The organism is Novosphingobium sp. BL-S-24, assembly GCF_055521575.1.
Genome location: NZ_CM145488.1, coordinates 2401606 through 2418691, shown reverse-complemented (window position 1 = coordinate 2418691; position 17086 = coordinate 2401606). Strand labels below are relative to the sequence as shown.

General features: G+C 63.1%; 15 protein-coding genes. 5 read left to right on the top strand and 10 right to left on the bottom strand.

Translation table 11 applies throughout. From position 1 onward, the window contains the following. Nucleotides 1-51 precede the first annotated feature (51 nt). The 3 genes from ACZ1JM_RS16990 to ACZ1JM_RS16980 form a co-directional block, all read right to left on the bottom strand. Nucleotides 52-444, bottom strand: a complete 393-nt coding sequence (locus ACZ1JM_RS16990) for a hypothetical protein (RefSeq protein WP_465133528.1) — start codon at nt 442-444, stop codon at nt 52-54. Between the two features lie 189 nt (nt 445-633). Further along, the gene (locus ACZ1JM_RS16985; RefSeq protein WP_465133527.1) at nt 634-3093 is read right to left on the bottom strand and encodes a PhoX family protein; all 2460 of its coding nucleotides are present in this window, start codon (nt 3091-3093) and stop codon (nt 634-636) included. Between the two features lie 171 nt (nt 3094-3264). Further along, nucleotides 3265-4017 (bottom strand): Crp/Fnr family transcriptional regulator, encoded by a 753-nt coding sequence (locus ACZ1JM_RS16980; protein WP_465133526.1) that lies wholly within the window; start codon nt 4015-4017, stop codon nt 3265-3267. A 257-nt stretch (nt 4018-4274) separates the two neighbouring features. Between ACZ1JM_RS16980 and ACZ1JM_RS16975 the strand changes: the two genes are divergently transcribed. Both ACZ1JM_RS16975 and ACZ1JM_RS16970 read left to right on the top strand, forming a co-directional pair. After that, a complete protein-coding gene (locus tag ACZ1JM_RS16975) occupies nt 4275-4844 on the top strand; it encodes a biliverdin-producing heme oxygenase (RefSeq protein WP_465133525.1) in 570 nt (189 codons plus the stop codon). Further along, a complete protein-coding gene (locus ACZ1JM_RS16970; RefSeq protein WP_465133524.1) occupies nt 4837-7410 on the top strand; it encodes an HWE histidine kinase domain-containing protein in 2574 nt (857 codons plus the stop codon). Before ACZ1JM_RS16975 ends, ACZ1JM_RS16970 begins: the two co-directional genes overlap by 8 nt. Nucleotides 7411-7438: 28 nt before the next feature. Here the strand turns inward: ACZ1JM_RS16970 and ACZ1JM_RS16965 are convergent, their stop codons facing one another. The 4 genes from ACZ1JM_RS16965 to ACZ1JM_RS16950 all read right to left on the bottom strand — a co-directional run bounded on the left by ACZ1JM_RS16965 (nt 7439) and on the right by ACZ1JM_RS16950 (nt 11853). Beyond that, nucleotides 7439-9259, bottom strand: a complete 1821-nt coding sequence (locus ACZ1JM_RS16965; RefSeq protein ID WP_465133523.1) for an EAL domain-containing response regulator — start codon at nt 9257-9259, stop codon at nt 7439-7441. Between the two features lie 2 nt (nt 9260-9261). Continuing rightward, a complete protein-coding gene (locus tag ACZ1JM_RS16960; protein WP_465133522.1) occupies nt 9262-9732 on the bottom strand; it encodes a response regulator in 471 nt (156 codons plus the stop codon). After that, nucleotides 9725-11221: a sensor histidine kinase gene (locus tag ACZ1JM_RS16955; protein ID WP_465133521.1), complete on the bottom strand. Its 1497-nt coding sequence runs from the start codon at nt 11219-11221 to the stop codon at nt 9725-9727. Before ACZ1JM_RS16955 ends, ACZ1JM_RS16960 begins: the two co-directional genes overlap by 8 nt. 128 nt (nt 11222-11349) lie before the next feature. Next, nucleotides 11350-11853, bottom strand: coding sequence for an asparaginase domain-containing protein (locus ACZ1JM_RS16950; RefSeq protein ID WP_465133520.1), 504 nt, complete (start codon nt 11851-11853; stop codon nt 11350-11352). Nucleotides 11854-11966: 113 nt separating this feature from the next. On the opposite strand from ACZ1JM_RS16950, the gene ACZ1JM_RS16945 reads away from it, so the two are divergent. Next, entirely contained in the window at nt 11967-13163 is a 1197-nt protein-coding gene (locus tag ACZ1JM_RS16945) for an MFS transporter (protein ID WP_465133519.1), read from the top strand. Between the two features lie 7 nt (nt 13164-13170). Here the strand turns inward: ACZ1JM_RS16945 and ACZ1JM_RS16940 are convergent, their stop codons facing one another. After that, nucleotides 13171-14148: a DNA topoisomerase IB gene (locus tag ACZ1JM_RS16940; RefSeq protein ID WP_465133518.1), complete on the bottom strand. Its 978-nt coding sequence runs from the start codon at nt 14146-14148 to the stop codon at nt 13171-13173. 137 nt (nt 14149-14285) lie between these two features. On the opposite strand from ACZ1JM_RS16940, the gene ACZ1JM_RS16935 reads away from it, so the two are divergent. Beyond that, a complete protein-coding gene (locus tag ACZ1JM_RS16935) occupies nt 14286-14768 on the top strand; it encodes a hemerythrin domain-containing protein (RefSeq protein ID WP_465133517.1) in 483 nt (160 codons plus the stop codon). Between the two features lie 90 nt (nt 14769-14858). Further along, nucleotides 14859-15323 (top strand): pyridoxamine 5'-phosphate oxidase family protein, encoded by a 465-nt coding sequence (locus tag ACZ1JM_RS16930; RefSeq protein WP_465133516.1) that lies wholly within the window; start codon nt 14859-14861, stop codon nt 15321-15323. Between the two features lie 224 nt (nt 15324-15547). Here ACZ1JM_RS16930 and ACZ1JM_RS16925 read toward each other — a convergent pair whose 3' ends face one another. Then, nucleotides 15548-15979 carry a response regulator gene (locus ACZ1JM_RS16925; protein ID WP_465133515.1) on the bottom strand — a complete coding sequence of 144 codons (432 nt, stop codon included), beginning with the start codon at nt 15977-15979 and terminating at the stop codon, nt 15548-15550. A gap of 31 nt (nt 15980-16010) precedes the next feature. Then, nucleotides 16011-16667 (bottom strand): sigma-70 family RNA polymerase sigma factor, encoded by a 657-nt coding sequence (locus ACZ1JM_RS16920; RefSeq protein ID WP_465133514.1) that lies wholly within the window; start codon nt 16665-16667, stop codon nt 16011-16013. Between the last annotated feature and the right edge of the window lie 419 nt (nt 16668-17086).

The following is a 17086-nucleotide window of genomic DNA, read 5'->3' as shown; positions in this document are numbered from 1 at the left end:
CTGGCAGTAGCGAAACCCCCGGTCTGCGCGAGCAGGCCGGGGGTTCGTTTGTCAGCGGCGACCGCGTCCGGAGCCACGGGGACCATCGCCCCGGCCACCGTACCGCCCGCCGCCCCACTGCGGCATGCGCATTCCCCGCTCGGGCCGGAACTCGCCACGGTGTTGACGGTACCGCTGGATGTCGCGGGGAGCATCGCGCGAGAAGTGGCCGCGATCCGCCCGACGGAAGCGGCGGTCGCGATCCGATCCGCGATAGTAGAAGTAATTGTCGCGGCCCCAGTACCCGTCATGGATCGGGCCGTAGTACCCGTCATACCATCCGTCATAGGCCAGGGGCGTACCCCAGCCGCTCGAGACGCCGCCATAACCGTAACCGCCAGTCGCACAGCCGCCGAGAGTGAGAGAAGTGGCGGCCAACGCCAGCGCCGCGAGTGTTGTTTTCATGGATGACCTCGTGAGCATGACGCGAATGCGAAAGGCGCGCGTCTGTTGCCGTTCAAACGCCCGGCCGACCGCGCCGGTTCCTCTCTCGGCAGGCCCCTCTCCCCCACAACAGGAAAGGGGGCACCGTACGGCACCCCCTTCCCTCGTCCTCATGGTGGCTGACGGCGAACCCGTCAGCCACCGTATCGTTTAGAGGCCGATAACGCCGCCATCGTTCTTGGTGATGGCGATCAGGGCCGAGCGCGGACGCACGGTGGCGCCGGCAGTGCCGGTTGCCTGCGTGTCCGGCCAGTGACCGGCAGGAGCAGCGATCGTGCCGCCATCGCCCGGGTGCTGGATGCCGACGAACATCGTGCGGCCATCCGGTGTCGTGTCGATGCCGGTGATCTCACAGTCGATCGGGCCGACCAGGAAGCGGCGCAGGTTGGCCGACGTCGCCTTCGTGCCTACGATCGTGCCCTGGCTGCTGGCGCCATTGTTGATCGTCACCGCGCCGCCGTCGCCCACGCTGCCGGGGATTGCTGCGAGCAGCATGCAGTTGGTGCGATCGGTCATCGCGCCATCGTCGGTCTCGATCCAGAGCAGCGGCTTCACCTGGCCGCTGGGGTTGGTCGAGCGGGCGAAGAACGCGCCGTCCGGGCTGGAGAAGTCGTTGGCGACGGTCAGGCCAGAGACGTTCACGTTGGTGGCAGTCGCCGGATAGTCGGTGGAGTCGACGCCGAACAAGTAGATGTCCCACTTGAACGTCTTGGCATCGGTGTTGTCGCCATCTTCGCGGATACGCACGATGTGGCCGTTGGGGTTGCCGCTGCCGGCGCCCGGATCGGAGTACGAACGCGGGTTCGGGGCGTTGGTGGTGGCGGCGGTGCGACCGCTGTTGTTGGTCAGCGTGAGGTAGATCTCACCCGTCACCGGGTTGCCCGTCGTCCATTCCGGACGGTCCATCGGGGTGGCGCCAACCGCGTCACCGGCAAAGCGGGTGTTGACGCAGATGTCCGCCTGGTCCGCGAAGGTATAGCCATCGGGATAGGTGGTGCTGGGCGCACGAGCCGGAACCTGGCCGTATACCAGCGGCTTCCATTGACCGGTGCCGTCTGCGTTGAACACCGCGACATAGAGAATGCCGGTGTCCATGTACTTGTCGCCCATCGCCAGACGGCTGGTGGAATTGGCGTCCGCCGGGTTCCACGTGGCTGCCGACACGAACTTGTAGAAGTACTCGCCGCCCGAATCGTCGCCCATGTAGAAGCCGACCTTCTGGTTCGGCGTCACGCGAACGAACGCACCTTCGTGGCCGAAGCGTCCAAGCGCGGTGCGCTTGCGGGGCATCGAGTTGCGATCGTAAGGATCGATTTCAACTACCCAGCCGAACTGGTTCATCTCGTTGCGATAGTCGCTGGTGGCGGCGGTGTTGGCAGCCTGGATCGTCGCGTTCCAGCGGTTGATGGCGCTGTTCGAGGTGGCCGTGCGCGACCAGCCGTAGCTTCCCGTACGGCTCGTCACGCCATTGCGGCGCAGCGATGCCAGTTCGCGTGGCGTGCGCAGGGCATCGTCGGTCGTGTCACGGCGGAAGTAACCAGCGTAGTTTTCCTCGCACGTGAGGTTGGTGTGCCAGCCGGTCACGCCGTTGGCGCAGTTGTTGATCGTGCCGCGACCGCGCGTGCCGTTGGGCGAGAATGCGGTTTGCAGCATGGCCGAACCGGCGGCCGGGCCGGTGAAGGCCATTTCGGTGAACGGCGTGATGCGGCGGTTGAACGTGCTGTTCTGGACGTAGCCCCACTTGCGATTGCCGGCATCAGCAAACTCGACGACGGAAACGCCGTGGCACTCCATCTCCTTGACGACTTCCGATTCCAGACGTGTGCCGGTCGAAGGAGCAGCGGCATGCAGGTACTTCTGCGTGATGTTCTCATGATTCTGAACCATGAGGCCACGGGTCGAGCTGTTGGCATCGACCGTACCGGAAGCGGACAGGCCGAACCAGGCAAGCGCGTCGTGGTGGTCGCCAACGCGATTGCCGAAATCGCCGTCGGTGCCATCGTTCTTGTAGGCCGATGTCGCGGCAGTCAGCGGATCGCCAAGGCGGGTCATCACCGTAACCGAGTAACCTTCCGGCACGACAACGACGTCGGCCAGGCTGTGGGCGACGGCGGTGAAGCCGAGCACGGCGGCCGACACGCGAACCGTCGTGGTCGCGGTACGGGTTTCGCCATAGGCAGTGGTCGCCGTGAACGTGAAGGCAAGGTCGGTCGCGGCGGCGACGGCCGGAGCGATGAAGGTCACGACGTTGCCGGTACCCGTCAGTTCGACCTGCGGGCCGCTGGTCTGGGTCCAGCGCGGAGCGACGGTGCCGCTGATCGCGCCGCTGGTCGAACCGGTGAGCGTCACGAGGCGTCCGGTGCTGGTGGCCACATTGTCACCGGCCGAAACCGTAACGCTGCCGGGGCCGCCGGTGCTGCCGTCGTCGTCACCACAGGCGGCGAGCAGACTGGTGCCCATGAAGGCCATCGTCGTCGCACCGGCGCCGCGCATCATCGTCTGGCGACGCGAGAACCGCTGGGCAGCCAGGCTTTCGAGGGTGGGACGGGTGGAGTCGTTGGTGTCTACTTCCCCGTCCGTATAGGGGGTTAGGGAATTGGTATCGGTCATGGCGTCGCCCCTTCTGTTGGTCGCGGGGCGACTGCTAGGGGCAGATCATGACAACAAAGCGCAATTTGGGTGTCGGAACGATGGCGTATTTCTGACCATCGTACGACGGCAGCCAGCACCGGCCGGTCGCAACACGCAAATTTCGCGCTTCAGGTCAGCGGTTCGGCAGGATCAGTGTTCCTGGGGATATACTCCGCCCAGCACGCGCTGGAAATGGCCTTGGACCTGATCGTTGCAGCTGCAGGCGCGCTCTTTCAACGCCATGCGATCCGTGACTTCGATGCCGCCGCGACGCGTGCGGACCATGCCGTCGCGCTTGAATCGCTGCAGGACCCGGCTGGCATAGCTGCGACCGATGCCCATCATCGACGCCAGCTGTTCCTGGGTCATCGTCACATCGTTGCGCCCGATGCGATCGACGGCGGCGGACAGCCACTTGGCTGCGCGCTGTTCTATGGTGTGCACCGCGTTGCAGGCTATCGACTGGAAAACCTGCGCCATCACGCAATCGGCATAGCGTGCGAACAGGTGCATGATCGCCGGCGACTTTTCCTTCGCCGCGTCGAGGTCGCGGATGGAAATACGCAGGAAGGTCCCGGCATGGAGGACGTTGGCGCGAGCGTAGGATGGCAGCGAACCATGACTGACGATCCCCCCCAGCGCGCCTTCGCGGCCGATCAGGATCGTTTCCACCTCCATCCCGTCGTCCATTTCCACGAAATAGGAACTGATCGCGCCTTCGGTCGGGAAGTAGCAATACTCCACATTGTCGCCGGGGCTATAGATCGTCTCTCCCGACTTGAGGCGACATTCGCCCAGACGCGGTTCTAGCAGGGCAAGATCGTCCTGCCGCAGTGCGGACAGCAGGTCGCTGCCGGCGATCGCGGCGGCGGATACCTGACCACTCTGCGGGATCGTACTCATGCCATAGTCCTCGGGCGGCTCCTGGGAACGGGCCAATGGGAAGACAACCCGCGCAATGCCCCCCGGTTCCAGTGCGAACCGGCCATAAGTGAACAGACGGGTTCGCACGGACCTGCTACTGTGTTACTGAGGAACATTCCGGGCGACCGTGTGTTCCGGGATACGGGCGCTTCCAAAGGGCGCGCTTTATCATGCCCTGAATGTGTTAGTACCGGACCACCATGCAAGCTGACGTTGGAACGCCCTTACTTCCTGATATGTTGAGCCTTCTGCGTGAGGAGACGGGTCCTGCGCATCAGCGTCTGGACGCCTCCTTTGGTTCCCTGGCATTGATCCAGCGCGATGATCTTGCCCGCTTCCTGAGTGCCCACGCCGTAGGAATCGGACCCATCTTTCCGGCATTCAGGCGATTCGTCGAAGACAGACTGGGTCTTGATTGCCCGGACTATCCCGCGATGCTGCATGCCGACCTGACGGCATTGGGCGTCGATCCCGCAACGCTTCCCGCCGTGCAGCCCTCCCCCGCGCTGGCTGACACCGGAACTGCGAGTGAAGCCGGCATTGCCTATGTGGTCTGCGGTTCCCGCCTGGGTCTGGTGATGATCCGCCAGCAGGGATACTGGGGTGAGGCCGAGGGGTTCCGCTCCGCCTACATGACCGACGGTCGCGGCCACGAAGCGTGGAAAGCACTCGTCCCCACCCTTCGCACCCGAACCTACGAACCAGCGGACGCAAAAGCCACGATCGCCGCCGCCAACGCCACGTTTGACTTGTTTGCCCAGGCGTTCGCGTCTGCAGGGATCGTCAGGCAGCCCATCCATGGTTGATGGATTGGCCGCACCTATGGTCGATCTGTCCACCTGCGACCTTGAGCCTATCCACATCATAGGCCGTATCCAGAGTTTCGGCTGGCTGCTCTCTTTTTCCAGCGACTGGATCATCAACCACATCTCGCTCAACTGTGAGACGCTGTTCGGCTGCGATCCGCAGGATCTGATCGGCCATTCGGCGACGGAGTACATCGCTCCCGAAGCTCTCCACGATCTGCGCACCCGGTTGCAGATCCTGGGCACGGGCAATGCGGTGGAGCGCATTTTCGACATCGATCTGCTGGGCGACGGCCGGGTGTTCGACGTTGCCGTCCACCCCTCGGGCCGATCGTTCATCCTTGAGATCGAGCCGCACGACAGCAGCAAGCGGCGCGATTACGCTTCTTACGTCCGCCCGATGATAGACCGCCTGCGCACGTCCGCCTCGATCGAGCAACTGTGCAACAGCGCCGCCCGCCACTTGCGCGGCCTGACCGGTTTCGACCGCGTAATGGTCTATCGGTTCGAAGGTGACGGCGCCGGCACGGTCATCGCCGAAAGCCTCAACGGCACGATCGAGAGTTTCCGGGGACAGCATTTTCCGGCGTCCGACATTCCGGCACAGGCACGGCGGCTCTATACCCGCAACATGCTGCGGATCATTTCCAACGTCGATGATCCGACCGTGCCGATCGTGCCCAATGTCGGGCCTAACGGCGATCCGCTGGACCTTTCGATGTCCGGCCTGCGCGCGGTTTCTCCGATCCACATCGAATACTTGCGCAACATGGGCGTCAAGGCGTCGATGTCCGTGTCGATCATGCGGCGCGGCAAGTTGTGGGGCCTGATGGCCTGCCACCACTATTCGCCGCTGGTCCTTTCCTATTCCGTGCGTACCGCGTCGGAGCTGTTCGGCGAGTTTTTCGCCTATCTTCTGGAGCAGAAGGAAACCGACTTTTCGATGGAACGCCGCGCCCAGTCGCTGCGCGTTCATGACGAAATCATGGCTCGGGTGGCAGGTGGCAGCTCGCTGCTCGAAGCGTTTGACGAATTCACGGACTCGATTGGTCATGTAATTCCGTTCGACGGGGCCGTGGGCTTTGTCGATGGTCGTTTCGTGGCCCAAGGCTCGACACCGAACGAGACGCAGTTTCTGGCATTGTCTCGCTTCTTGAATACCGCCGGTGCGAGCACCGTGTGGTCGACGGATCGCATCGCTTCGGTGCATGCGCCCGCTAGCGAATGGCTGGACAAGGCCGCTGGTCTCCTTGCCCTTCCCGTAAGTCGTTCACCGCGCGATTATATAGTCCTTTTCCGTAAGGAGCATGTTCGCGAACTGAAATGGGCGGGCAATCCCGAAAAGACGACGGAACTGGGGCCGAATGGCCCGCGCCTGACTCCGCGCAAGAGCTTCGAGATCTGGAAGGAAGAGCGGCGGGGCTTTTCCTTGCCGTGGACCGAGGAAGAGGTCAGCGCTTCCGAAGCGTTGCGCGTAACGCTGCTGGAGGTCGTGCTGCGCATGGCCGACGTCGTCTATACCGAGCGGGAGAAGGCCAGCGCCCAGCAGGACATGCTGATCGCGGAACTGAACCACCGCGTGCGCAACATCCTCAACCTGATCCGCGGTCTCGTCACGCAGAGCAAGGAAGGCGCCAAGACGATCGACGAGTTTGCCGAGATCGTCGGCAGCCGCATCCATGCTCTGGCCCGCGCCCACGATCAAGTGACGCAGGTCGACTGGTCGCCGTCGTCGCTCTACGATCTGATCCGCACCGAAACGGCGGCCTACGCCAGCCACAGTCTGGACCGGGTGGTGATCAACGGACCGGACGCACTGATCGCACCGGGTGCCTTCACTACGCTGGCGCTCGTCGTCCACGAACTGATGACCAATTCTTGCAAGTACGGCGCGCTGTCGGATTCGCGCGGATTTATCCACGTGACGCTCGATCGCGCCGAGGACGGATCATTGGCGATGGACTGGCAGGAGGAAGGCGGGCCACCGGTTGTGGCGCCCACCCGGCGCGGGTTCGGGTCCACCATCATCGAACGCACGATCCCTCATGAATTGAGCGGAACTGCCGCCGTTGCTTTTGAGGCGGAAGGCCTCCACGCCGAGTTCCTGATCCCCGCCGATCACATCGCCAGTTTCGAAAAGCCGGGATCGCGCGCCACCAGCTTGCCGGCCGAGCCGCCCAAGCCCGATGAATTCGCCGCTCACCTCAAGGATGGCGTTGCCCTTATCGTTGAGGACAATGTGATCATCGCCATGGAGGCGGAGGATGTCCTGCGCGGCTTCGGCTTTGCGGATTGCCGCGTGGCGGGATCGGTGGAAAGCGCCATGAAGGTGGTATCCACCGCCAAAGTCAGTTTCGCCATGCTCGACGTCAATCTTGGCAAGGACACCAGCGAACCGGTAGCCAAGAAGCTCAAAGAACGCGGCATTCCGTTCATCTTCGCCAGCGGCTACGGCGAGCGCTCGTTGCAGAGCGGCGAATTCGGTGGAGTTCCGGTCGTCACCAAGCCTTATGGCGAACGTGAAGTGCGCTTCGCGATCGGTCGGCTCGCAAAAACCCGCGGTTGATCGCCGAAGAGCGATTGCCGTGTGACCGTCAGGCGCTCAGGCGTTCAGGCAGGTGGTCAGCGTTCCAGGCTTGCAGCCAGCCGCGCACATCGGCGTAGGCCATCGGGCGGCAGATGCCGTAGCCCTGACCGCACGTGCAGCCCATCGCCACCAGCATCGCCTGCGTTTCCGGGTCCTCCACCCCTTCCGCGACAAGCGGGATGCCCAGGCTTTCGCACAACACGACCAGCGAATGGACGAGCGACTGATCGAACCGGCTCTCGGTGAAGCGGGCGATAAAGGAGCGGTCGATCTTGATCTCGCTCACCGCGAATTCGCGCAAATACCCAAACGACGTGAAACCGGCGCCGAAATCGTCGATCGCCAGCGATATCTTGTGGTCATGCAGCTGCTCGATCACCCGTCGCGCCTGTCCGGGGTTGGCGATCAGCGCCGTCTCGGTCAGTTCCAGCATGACGCGCGAGGGATCGACGCCGTGCCGCGCCGTCGTGTCCACGACATGGCCGACGAAGCCGGGCCGCTCCAGCATCCGGGCGGACACGTTGATGCAGATGGCAGCCTCGCCCAGTGCGTGCTGAAGCGCGGCATACTGGCCGAGCACTTTGTCGAGGCTGAGATACGTGAAGGCCTCCAGCAGGTGCGACTGCTCGATGGTATCGATCAGCACGTCCGCGGGAATCGGACCATCTTTGGCGTGCGTCCAGCGGACCAGTGCCTCAAAGCCCTGGACGGTGCCATCGCGCATGTCGACCTTGGGCTGCCAGTGCCAGTCAAGCTCCCGCTCGGCGATGGCCCGCTCGATGTCGCGCAGCATGCCGCCCTGATCCAGTACATGAGCCGGAACGGTATCGTCGCCCCGCGCGATCACCGCGTTGTCGATCCCGCGCTTGGCTTCGTACATCGCGTCATCCGCAGCGGCGAGCAAGGCATCCGGCGAAAAGCCCAGCAGTGGGCAAAGAGCGATGCCGAGCGACGCGCCGACATGCAGCATCCGGCCGCCCTGGAAGATCGGCTGTTCGATCATCTCGGTTAGCTTGGTGGCGACCGCCATTGCCGATTCATCACCATCGACGTTCTGGAGCAGCACCGCGAACTCGTCACCGCCCAGCCGCGCGATCGTATCCACCTCCCGCAAGTGTTCGCGCAGCCGCCGACCAATGGTGACGAGCACCACGTCGCCCGCAGCATGGCCGAAGCTGTCGTTGATCTCCTTGAAGCGATTAAGGTCGATCATCACCACCGCAAACGGATCGCCGCTGCGCCGGGCGCGGGCGCAGGCCTGGCCCAGGCGATCGGAAAACAGCGTGCGGTTGGGCAGATCGGTCAGCGGATCGTGGAGCGAACGGTGAGTCAGTTCCTCTTCCATGCGGCGCTGGGTCTGGCGATATTCGCGCCACGCCATCCCTTCCTCCACCGACGCCGCGACCCGTTCAGGGGAGAGCGAGCGCTTGGTCAGGTATTCCGTCATGCCCGACTTGATGGAATCTGCCGCGATCTTCTCGTCCACGTTGCCGGTGACGGCAATGATCGGGCAATCTTCATCGATCTGACTGCGAATCGCGGGCAACAGATCGCGCCCGTCACCATCGGCAAGGTCGAAATCGAGGAATACGATGTCGTAATGGGCGCCCGGCTGGCTGATCAGGCGCAGAGCCTCGGCATGGGAGCAAGCCTGATCGGCGGTGATGTCGTACGGTCCGCTGTCGAGCATGCGCATCAGCTTCTCGCGATCGACATCGTCATCGTCGACGATCAATGCATGGATGGTCTGCTCACCATCGTTGTAGGCGTCCAACGCGGGACTGTTTGCGGGCGTGGGTGCGGGGCTGAGGGTGCGGTACGAATACATGGTCAGGGCAGCTCCTGCGTACGGGCATACTTGCCGATGAATTCCGCCAGCCGCGCAAATTGCGGGCCGACTGCGGACTTGACCATGTAGCCGGCGACATGCGCATCGTAAGCGCGGCACCGGTCCTGGTCGCGAGATGAGGTCGAAAGGACGAAGATCACCGTGCGCCGCAGCGCCGGGTCTGCCCGCACGGCGTCGAGGAACTGAAATCCATCCATGCCCGGCATGTTGAGGTCGAGCAGCACGATGACTGGCGTATCGACGCGCTTGGCAGGGTGCCTGCCCTCTAGGATTGCCAGCGCCTCGGACCCATCCCCGGCAGTGACGGTGCGGCACGGCACTTCGTGCTTGCGGAAGCTGCGCAGCACGCCTTCGACCGCCACGTCGTCGTCATCCACCAGCAGGACCGTGCAGCCGGATTGCACCGCAGGCATGGCCGCTTCGGACAGCGAAACCCGGGGCTCGTCAATCATCGTCGTTCTCTCTCAGCATGATGCGTGGCCAGTGGACCTCGAACTTCGCCCCGCCGAGCGGTCCCTTGCCTTGAACGGTGACCATGCCGCCGTGGGCGTTGATCATGCGGCGAGTGAAGGCCAGGCCCACTCCGTCGCCCTCGGTGCCGGGGGACGCGCGGTGGAACAGCTTGAAAATGCGCTCCTCATTTCCGGGTGAAATGCCCTGCCCGTCATCCTCCACCGTGAAGATCGAGAAGCGGCCTTCCTCGCGCATGGAGATGCGGATGTGCCCTGACCCGCCACCATGGTGCTTTACGGCATTGGCGATGAGGTTGCGCAGCGATGTAGACAGCGGGGCGCGCGGCGCCATGATCTGGCTGCCGACGATGTTCACGTCCACGGCGAAACCATCGGGGATCATGGTCATCGCCATCGCTTCCTCGACCAGCTCGCGGGGGTCTATCTGGTGGAGCTTGGGATCGCGCACGCCTGCGCGGGCATAGCTGAGCAAGTCGTCGATCATCTGCTCACACCGGGCGATGCGATGGGTGATCCGATCGAAATTGTGCGTGACGCTGGCCGGAAGGGTGCCCTCGCCCAGCGCTTCGTCCAGATCCTCGCGGATCCAGCTGACCAGATCGTCGATCCCGCGCAGGGGCGAACGCAGGTCGTGGCTGGCGACGTAGGTGAACTCTTCCAGCTGGGCATTCGTCTGCTGGAGCGCGGTTTCTGACCGCTTGCGGTGCGTGATATCGCTGACGATCGCCATGAACAGCGGCTGACCCGGACTTTCGAAGCGGGTCAGCGCCACTTCCACCGGAAATTCACGGCCCGACCGATGCAGCCCGGTCAGGTCGCGCCCCGCCGCCATCCGCCTTGCTTCAGGAGCCGCGCTGTAATCGCCGACCTGCTGGACATGCGCATCGCGAAAGCGTTCCGGCAGCAGCATGTCGAGCGGCTGGCCAATCATATCCTCGACGCCCCAGCCAAACTGGCTGGCCAGCATTCGGTTGGCCTGAGCGATGCGGCCCTTCCCGTCCACCACGACCAGACCGAGCGGCAGCGATTCGAACATCTGCGAAAAACGCCGCTCCGCCGTCACTTCGCGGGTGGTGTTGCGGATGTAGACGATCGCCCGGTTGCCATCCTCTCCCGGGATCGGCGTCAGCGTGAGCGACACCGCCGGGCGTGATCCGTCGGCGGCGTGAAGAACGAAGCGGCGGGTCCAGGCATCGCGCTGCTCCGGCGGAGCGCCGAAAAACACGTCGAACATCTGGCGCAGCGTTTCGGCATCCTGTTCCCCGAACCAGACAAAGACAAGGCCGAGCCGCAGCGACTGCGGCTCCGGTTCGGCCAGCACTGTGGCGCACACCGCGTTGGCCCAGGTGATGACGCCGGTGCGCTCCACCACCATCGCCCCGATCGGCGCATGGACGAGCGGGGCGTGAATGTCGCTCGTGATCGGGGTCGCCAGCATCGCCTGTCCTGCCTCCTTGGGTAGGGCCATGGACCGAGCATGAAAGCTGGCGGTAGGCACCTGTTAACCCAAACGATTAAGGCTGCAGAGTTAGCGATGACGAAAGCCGAGCATAGGGAAGCATCCCTAGACGTAGCCAATATCAACGATTGTAGTAGTTAAAGCGGAAGAAACTTTCCCGCTTCGCGATCCTTGCGAACCTTCAATCCGTTAAACACCGAACCGCTCATGGTAATCCAGACGCCGGGGTCGGCGGCTTGGCAGGCGGCAAAGGCCATGCCCAGATTGAACGCCGCGTCGCTCTCGGCAAAGCGCGCCGGAGCAAGCGCACCGACGAGAACGATGGTCTTGCCATCGATGGCCGCCAGGGATTTCGCCGTCTCAGTCATGGTGTCGGTGCCGTGGGTGACGACCACCAGCGTTTCCGGCGCTTCGGCAATGGTGCCGGCGATCAGCGCGCGATCCTCGTCCGTCAGCTCAAGACTATCCTTGCGCAGCAGTTCGACGATGCGGAAAGGGTGGGCGACCCGCGCGGTCTCCAACAGCTTGCCGATCACGCTTTCGACGATCTGGTATTCGCTCAAGGCGTCGAAATACTGTTTGTCGATCGTGCCGCCGGTGGTGACGACAAGAATGGGCGGCAGGTGAGTGGATGCGGTCATGCCTTTCCATAAGCCGAGGCCCGCATGCTTTCCAACCCCGATCGCTGTCCGCCCTGCGATTTTGCGATGGCGCGGGGGGTGCGTTCCAGGGCGCTTCGTGGCAGCAGGGCGGCATGACCCATTCATCGATCGACGCGCGCCGCGAATTGTCCGCAGGCTGGCCCACCGTCCTCGCCGCCGCCTTGGCGATCGGAGTGGGCATGATGGGCATCGGCTTCTACTCGCTCGGCCTGTTCGTGACTCCGCTGCAGGCGGAGTTCGGCTGGTCCCGCGCGGAAGTGTCTGGCGCAGCGACGTTCCAGCAACTGGGCATATTCCTTTCCGCGCCGCTGGTCGGTCGGCTGGCGGATCGCTTCGGCAATCGGCGGATCGCCATTGCCAGCTATCTCGCGACGCCGGTAGCTCTGGTCGCGCTGGCCCAGACCGGCCCGTCGCTGATCGCCTGGTATGCGTTGTGGCTGCTCGTCTCGCTGGCCGGTTGCGGGACGACCCCGGCGATCTGGGCCCGCGTGGTATCGCTGCGCTTCGACCATGGCCGCGGGCTAGCGCTGGGCCTGATGCTAATGGGAACCGGCACTGCGGCGATGCTGTCGCCCGCCCTTCTCGGACCGGTGATCGCTGCGCAAGGCTGGCGGACCGGTCTGCTCGTCATGGCCGCGATCGTGGCAGTGATCGGCATCCCCGTCAGCCTGCTGACCGGACGCTCAGAGACACCCCGCGCCCCGTCCGATTCCCCGAAGGCGCAGCGCGGCCGGATCGAGATAACCGCCGCCACCGTCAAGCTGGCCGTGATCGGCTTTCTGTTGGGAGTCATTGTCGCGGCGCTGATCGTCCATCTGGTGCCGATGCTGGTCGATCGCGGTGTGCCAGCGGCGACGGCGGCGCGGATGGCCGCACTGGTCGGAGTCGCGGTCCTGGTGGCCCGCCTGGTGGTGGGATGGCTGTTCGATCGCTTCCACGCCCCGAATGTCGCCTGCCTGTTCCTGACTTCGCCGGTGATCGCCTGCGCCATCCTCTATTTCAACGGCCCGGCCATCCCGGCCGCGCTGATGCTGGGACTGGCCGCTGGCGCGGAAGTGGACATGCTGGCGTATTTCACCAGCCGCTACGCCTCGCTCGGCAATTACGGCGCGACCTATGGCGCGATCCTGGGCCTGTTCAGCCTGGGCGCAGCTTTTGGGCCGCCGCTGTTCGGCTGGGCGGTCGACAGCACGGGGAACGCTGATCTGGCGCTCGCCTGCTCGGGTCTGGCGCTGGTCGGCGTCGTCGCGATGATCGCCAGCCTCGGCCCTTATCGCAAGCCTGATTGACCGACCATCACGCCGTTTCAAGGAACCTGAGCAACCCGCGCTCTTCCCGCGTCATCCAGCGGGTGCTGCGCGGCAGGCTCTCCGGGATTGTGGGCGCGCCTTTGTCCCCCTTCGCCGCCGCGATCACCGCCGGATGGACGTAGGACTTGCGCGCGATCGCCGGGGTGTTGCCAAGGCACTGCGACACTTCTTCCAGCATCGCGCGCAGGCTGACGCCCGGCTGCGCGTAGAGCATCGAAAACCCCAGCGTACTGGCTGCCCAGGTACGGAAGTGTTTGGCCGTAAAGCCTTCACCCATCGTCTCGGCCAGATACTCGTTCACGTCATGGCTATGAACGGGCACTGCAGTACCATCGTCATCCAGATACTGGAACAAGTGCTGGCCCGGCAGGTCCTGCATCTTGCGCACGCATCGCACGAGGCCCGGATCGTCGCAGTCGATCTCCTGCAGTTTCCCGGACTTTCCCTTGAACCGCAGCCTCAGCGTGCCCCGCTCGATCTTGGCGTGGCGAACCCGCAACGTCGTGGCCCCAAAGCTCTTGTTGGTCTTGGCGTAATGCTCGTTGCCGACCCTGATCGCGCCGGTATCCAGCAGCGCGATGACTGAAGCGATGGCCCTCTCCCGCACCAGCTTTCGCCCGCCCAGATCGTCCGCCACGCGCGATCGCAAACCCGGCAGCGCCTCTCCGAACTGGGGGCACAGGTCGAACTTCATCGCCTCACGGCTCATGCGCCAGTCCGGGTGGTAGCGATACTGCTTGCGGCCCCGCGCATCGACGCCCGTCGCCAGCAAATGAACATGGGGATCGGCCGAAAACCAACAGTTCACGTAGGCAGGTGGCATGGCGATGCGATTCAGGCGATCAATCTCGTCGCGATCCTTGATGCGGTTGCCCTCTGCATCGAAGTAGGCCCACTTGGTGCCGCGAACTTGCTTGCGGATGATCCCCGGCGCCGCGTCGTCGGCAAATTTCAGGCGCTGCATATTCTTTGCGCTTTCCGTTCAAAACCTTGCGTGATCGTAACGCGCCAGCCGAAGCGAAGTTGTCGGAGGTCCGTGAAACCCTGCGCCACGCGGGCCGTTGCATGGTGAAAGAAACGAAAAATCCTCAGGAGTTCACCATGGCCGACGCAAAAATCTTCGCAGACCTGAAAGCCGACCACGACAAGCACCGCGCCCTGCTGGAGCAGTTGGGCGAAACCAAAGGCAACAGCGATGATCGGCGCGAACTGTTCGAGACCCTGCGCAAGGAATTGCAGGCGCACGCCGCCGCCGAGGAGGAATCGCTTTACGCGACGATGCTGGGCGAACCGGACCTTCGCGACGAGGCGCGCCACTCAGTTTCCGAGCACAAGGAGATCGATGACTATCTTGGCGAGCTGTACGAAATGGACATGGCATCCTCGTCCTGGCTGACCAAGTTCAAAGAGATGCGCCACCGCTATCTGCATCACATCGACGAGGAAGAGGAAGAGATGTTCCCCACCGCCGCCAAGGCCCTGTCGAGCGAAACCGAAGCGAAGCTGGCTGCGATATTCGAGAAGCGCAAGCCCAAGGAACTGGCGAACGCCGAAAAGGAACTGCCGGGCGACGCACGCGAATAACCGGCTGGGTTCTGCGCGGGAGGCGATCCCAAGGGAACGCTCTCCCGCACGGCGCGTTGAAAAGCGGAATTAAAATCAAGGAGAAGAGCCATGGATCAGGACGTTCGCGAAACTTTCTGGAAATCTTTTCAGACCAGCCCGTTCATCATGATGAAGCTGGAGGGCGCATCAGGCCATGCCGAACCAATGACGGCGCAACTGGACAAGGATGCGCATCACGCGGTCTGGTTCTTCGCCAAGCGCGACAATCGCATTGGTAGCGGTGGTAAGGCCATGGGTCAGGTCGCAACGAAGGGACATGACGTTTTCGCCTGCATTAGCGGCAATCTGGTTGAAGAAACCGACACCGCCATCCGCGAGAAGCAGTGGAATAACGCGGTCGAGGCCTGGTTCCCGAATGGGAAGCAGGACCCGTCGGTCGTCATGCTGCGCTTCGATATCGAGGACGGTGAAGTGTGGACATCCGACCTCGGCCTGAAAGGTGCCTTCAAGCTGATGACGGGTAAGCCGATCCAGCCCGGCGAAGCAGGAGAGCACGCGCTCGGCGCGGTCTGACACCCTCTCGGACTTGCGCGAGCAAGCGGGGGCGCGGTGACTTGGTCATCGCGCCCTTTCTCACGGTGAGGACATTCCAAAATCTTGGATACAGCAAATGAAAAGCGCCGCTGCGATATTCGCAACGGCGCTTATATTTGAGGTGCAACTGGCGGGACACGCCGTTACCGTTTTCTCAGGTCGCCATCCTATTTTCTCGCGACCCGGGCTCTTTGGCCCCTCTCCTAATCGTCTGCGCCGACCGTCAATCGAAGCTGTTCCAACTCAGGCGGACGAACCGCCTGCGGGCAATCCGTGAGCGCATAAGTAATTGCCGCCAGGATGGCCTGGCGAGAAAACGGCTTTTGAACGATCCCGATAGCGGTCGTCGCCGGAGTATCGATTTGTCCGGGATTCGCGGTGACGTAGATCACCCGAGAGCCGAAACGCCCGGCGAGATCGCGTGCGATAGCTGGACCGGTCAGACCATCTCTCAAATTCAAATCAACCAGCGCGACATCCGGCGCTTCGCCAAGCGAGGCGAGTGAAGCCCTGTCGGGGACCGTGCCTACTACCGCATGGCCCCCATCAAACAGGATATCTTCCAACTGCAGCGCTACAAGGAATTCATCCTCGACGATGAGGATTTTTCCTGGGCTGGGTAACGGATCAACCAAGATCGAATCTTCCGTGATCGTCCTGCTACTATCAGGCTGCCAGCAGTTTGCGGCTTTGATCCACGTTGGCGACCTTCGTCAGCTCTGCGAAGAAGGCGTCGATCGCTTCGCCGCCGAGCACGAAGTTGTGCCGGAAGTCAGGCAGCTGCCCCGATTCGATGATCTTCGAAAGCATGGCGCGGGCACGGCAGATGCGGCTTTTCACCGTCCCAAGCGCGATACCGCAGATGTCCGCGATCTCTTCATAGGAAAGGTTGCCGGCAGCGACCAGCACCAGCGCTTCCCGATAGCTATCAGGAATGGCGGTCAGAGCGCGGAGCACATCCGCCAGCTCGACAGCGCTTTCCTGGCTGGCTTCTGCGCGAAGAATGCGCTCAGCCGCCAGTTCGTCATACTCACCATGGAAGCGGGCACGACGTGCTTCGGAATAGAAATGGTTGCGCAGGATGGTGAACGTCCATGCCTTGAAGTTGGTGCCTGCCGCATACCGTTCGCGAGCAGCCCACGCGCGGAGCATCGCTTCCTGAGCGAGATCGTCAGCACGATCACGGCAGCCGCAGAGGCCACGAGCAAAGGCACGAAGGTGGGGCGCTACTTCAGACAGAGCGCGGCGGAAGTCGCGGTCGCTAAGCGCGGTCTTTTCGGGCTGGGTTTCCCCTTCGACACTAGCTTCGATCGTAGCCGACATGCGTTACCCTCCATAGAAACCTGTCGGCATAGAAACAGAGTTTGTCGCAGTTAGTTCCCCACTTCGCGACATTTGTATCTCCTGGCCTAACGCCACTGAACAAAAGTCGTCATTCGCGCTGAAATTTTCATCTTTGGTGGAACAACCAGCGCCCAGAATCTTTGAGGCCTCCGTCCACCAGTTGGTAAACGAAGGCCTCGGGATCGGGTCACCACCGGTTTGCGGGGGGGGGGTGGGGGAGCCAGTGGTGACAATGGGGGAACGTGATGCCCCTTTGTTGGTTCCTGAAAATGCGGTTTGCCGCGAAAAATTTTCCAGTTGCCCTATACGCTGTACGGAGTCAGACAAACGACACCGGCCTTAGGCGCAAGGGCGCCCATCGACGTGCAATCGGGAATGAACACCCAAAGGCCTGAGGA

Bases quoted from the DNA above. Each gene is read 5' to 3' on its own strand.
- ACZ1JM_RS16985 (WP_465133527.1), bottom strand. From the start codon at position 3,093: ATGACCGATACCAATTCCCTAACCCCCTATACGGACGGGGAAGTAGAC.
- ACZ1JM_RS16965 (WP_465133523.1), bottom strand. From the start codon at position 9,259: ATGTATTCGTACCGCACCCTCAGCCCCGCACCCACGCCCGCAAACAGT.
- ACZ1JM_RS16920 (WP_465133514.1), bottom strand. From the start codon at position 16,667: ATGTCGGCTACGATCGAAGCTAGTGTCGAAGGGGAAACCCAGCCCGAA.
- ACZ1JM_RS16945 (WP_465133519.1), top strand. From the start codon at position 11,967: ATGACCCATTCATCGATCGACGCGCGCCGCGAATTGTCCGCAGGCTGG.
- ACZ1JM_RS16990 (WP_465133528.1), bottom strand. From the start codon at position 444: ATGAAAACAACACTCGCGGCGCTGGCGTTGGCCGCCACTTCTCTCACT.
- ACZ1JM_RS16975 (WP_465133525.1), top strand. From the start codon at position 4,275: ATGTTGAGCCTTCTGCGTGAGGAGACGGGTCCTGCGCATCAGCGTCTG.
- ACZ1JM_RS16935 (WP_465133517.1), top strand. From the start codon at position 14,286: ATGGCCGACGCAAAAATCTTCGCAGACCTGAAAGCCGACCACGACAAG.
- ACZ1JM_RS16980 (WP_465133526.1), bottom strand. From the start codon at position 4,017: ATGAGTACGATCCCGCAGAGTGGTCAGGTATCCGCCGCCGCGATCGCC.
- ACZ1JM_RS16930 (WP_465133516.1), top strand. From the start codon at position 14,859: ATGGATCAGGACGTTCGCGAAACTTTCTGGAAATCTTTTCAGACCAGC.
- ACZ1JM_RS16955 (WP_465133521.1), bottom strand. From the start codon at position 11,221: ATGGCCCTACCCAAGGAGGCAGGACAGGCGATGCTGGCGACCCCGATC.
- ACZ1JM_RS16950 (WP_465133520.1), bottom strand. From the start codon at position 11,853: ATGACCGCATCCACTCACCTGCCGCCCATTCTTGTCGTCACCACCGGC.
- ACZ1JM_RS16970 (WP_465133524.1), top strand. From the start codon at position 4,837: ATGGTTGATGGATTGGCCGCACCTATGGTCGATCTGTCCACCTGCGAC.
- ACZ1JM_RS16960 (WP_465133522.1), bottom strand. From the start codon at position 9,732: ATGATTGACGAGCCCCGGGTTTCGCTGTCCGAAGCGGCCATGCCTGCG.
- ACZ1JM_RS16940 (WP_465133518.1), bottom strand. From the start codon at position 14,148: ATGCAGCGCCTGAAATTTGCCGACGACGCGGCGCCGGGGATCATCCGC.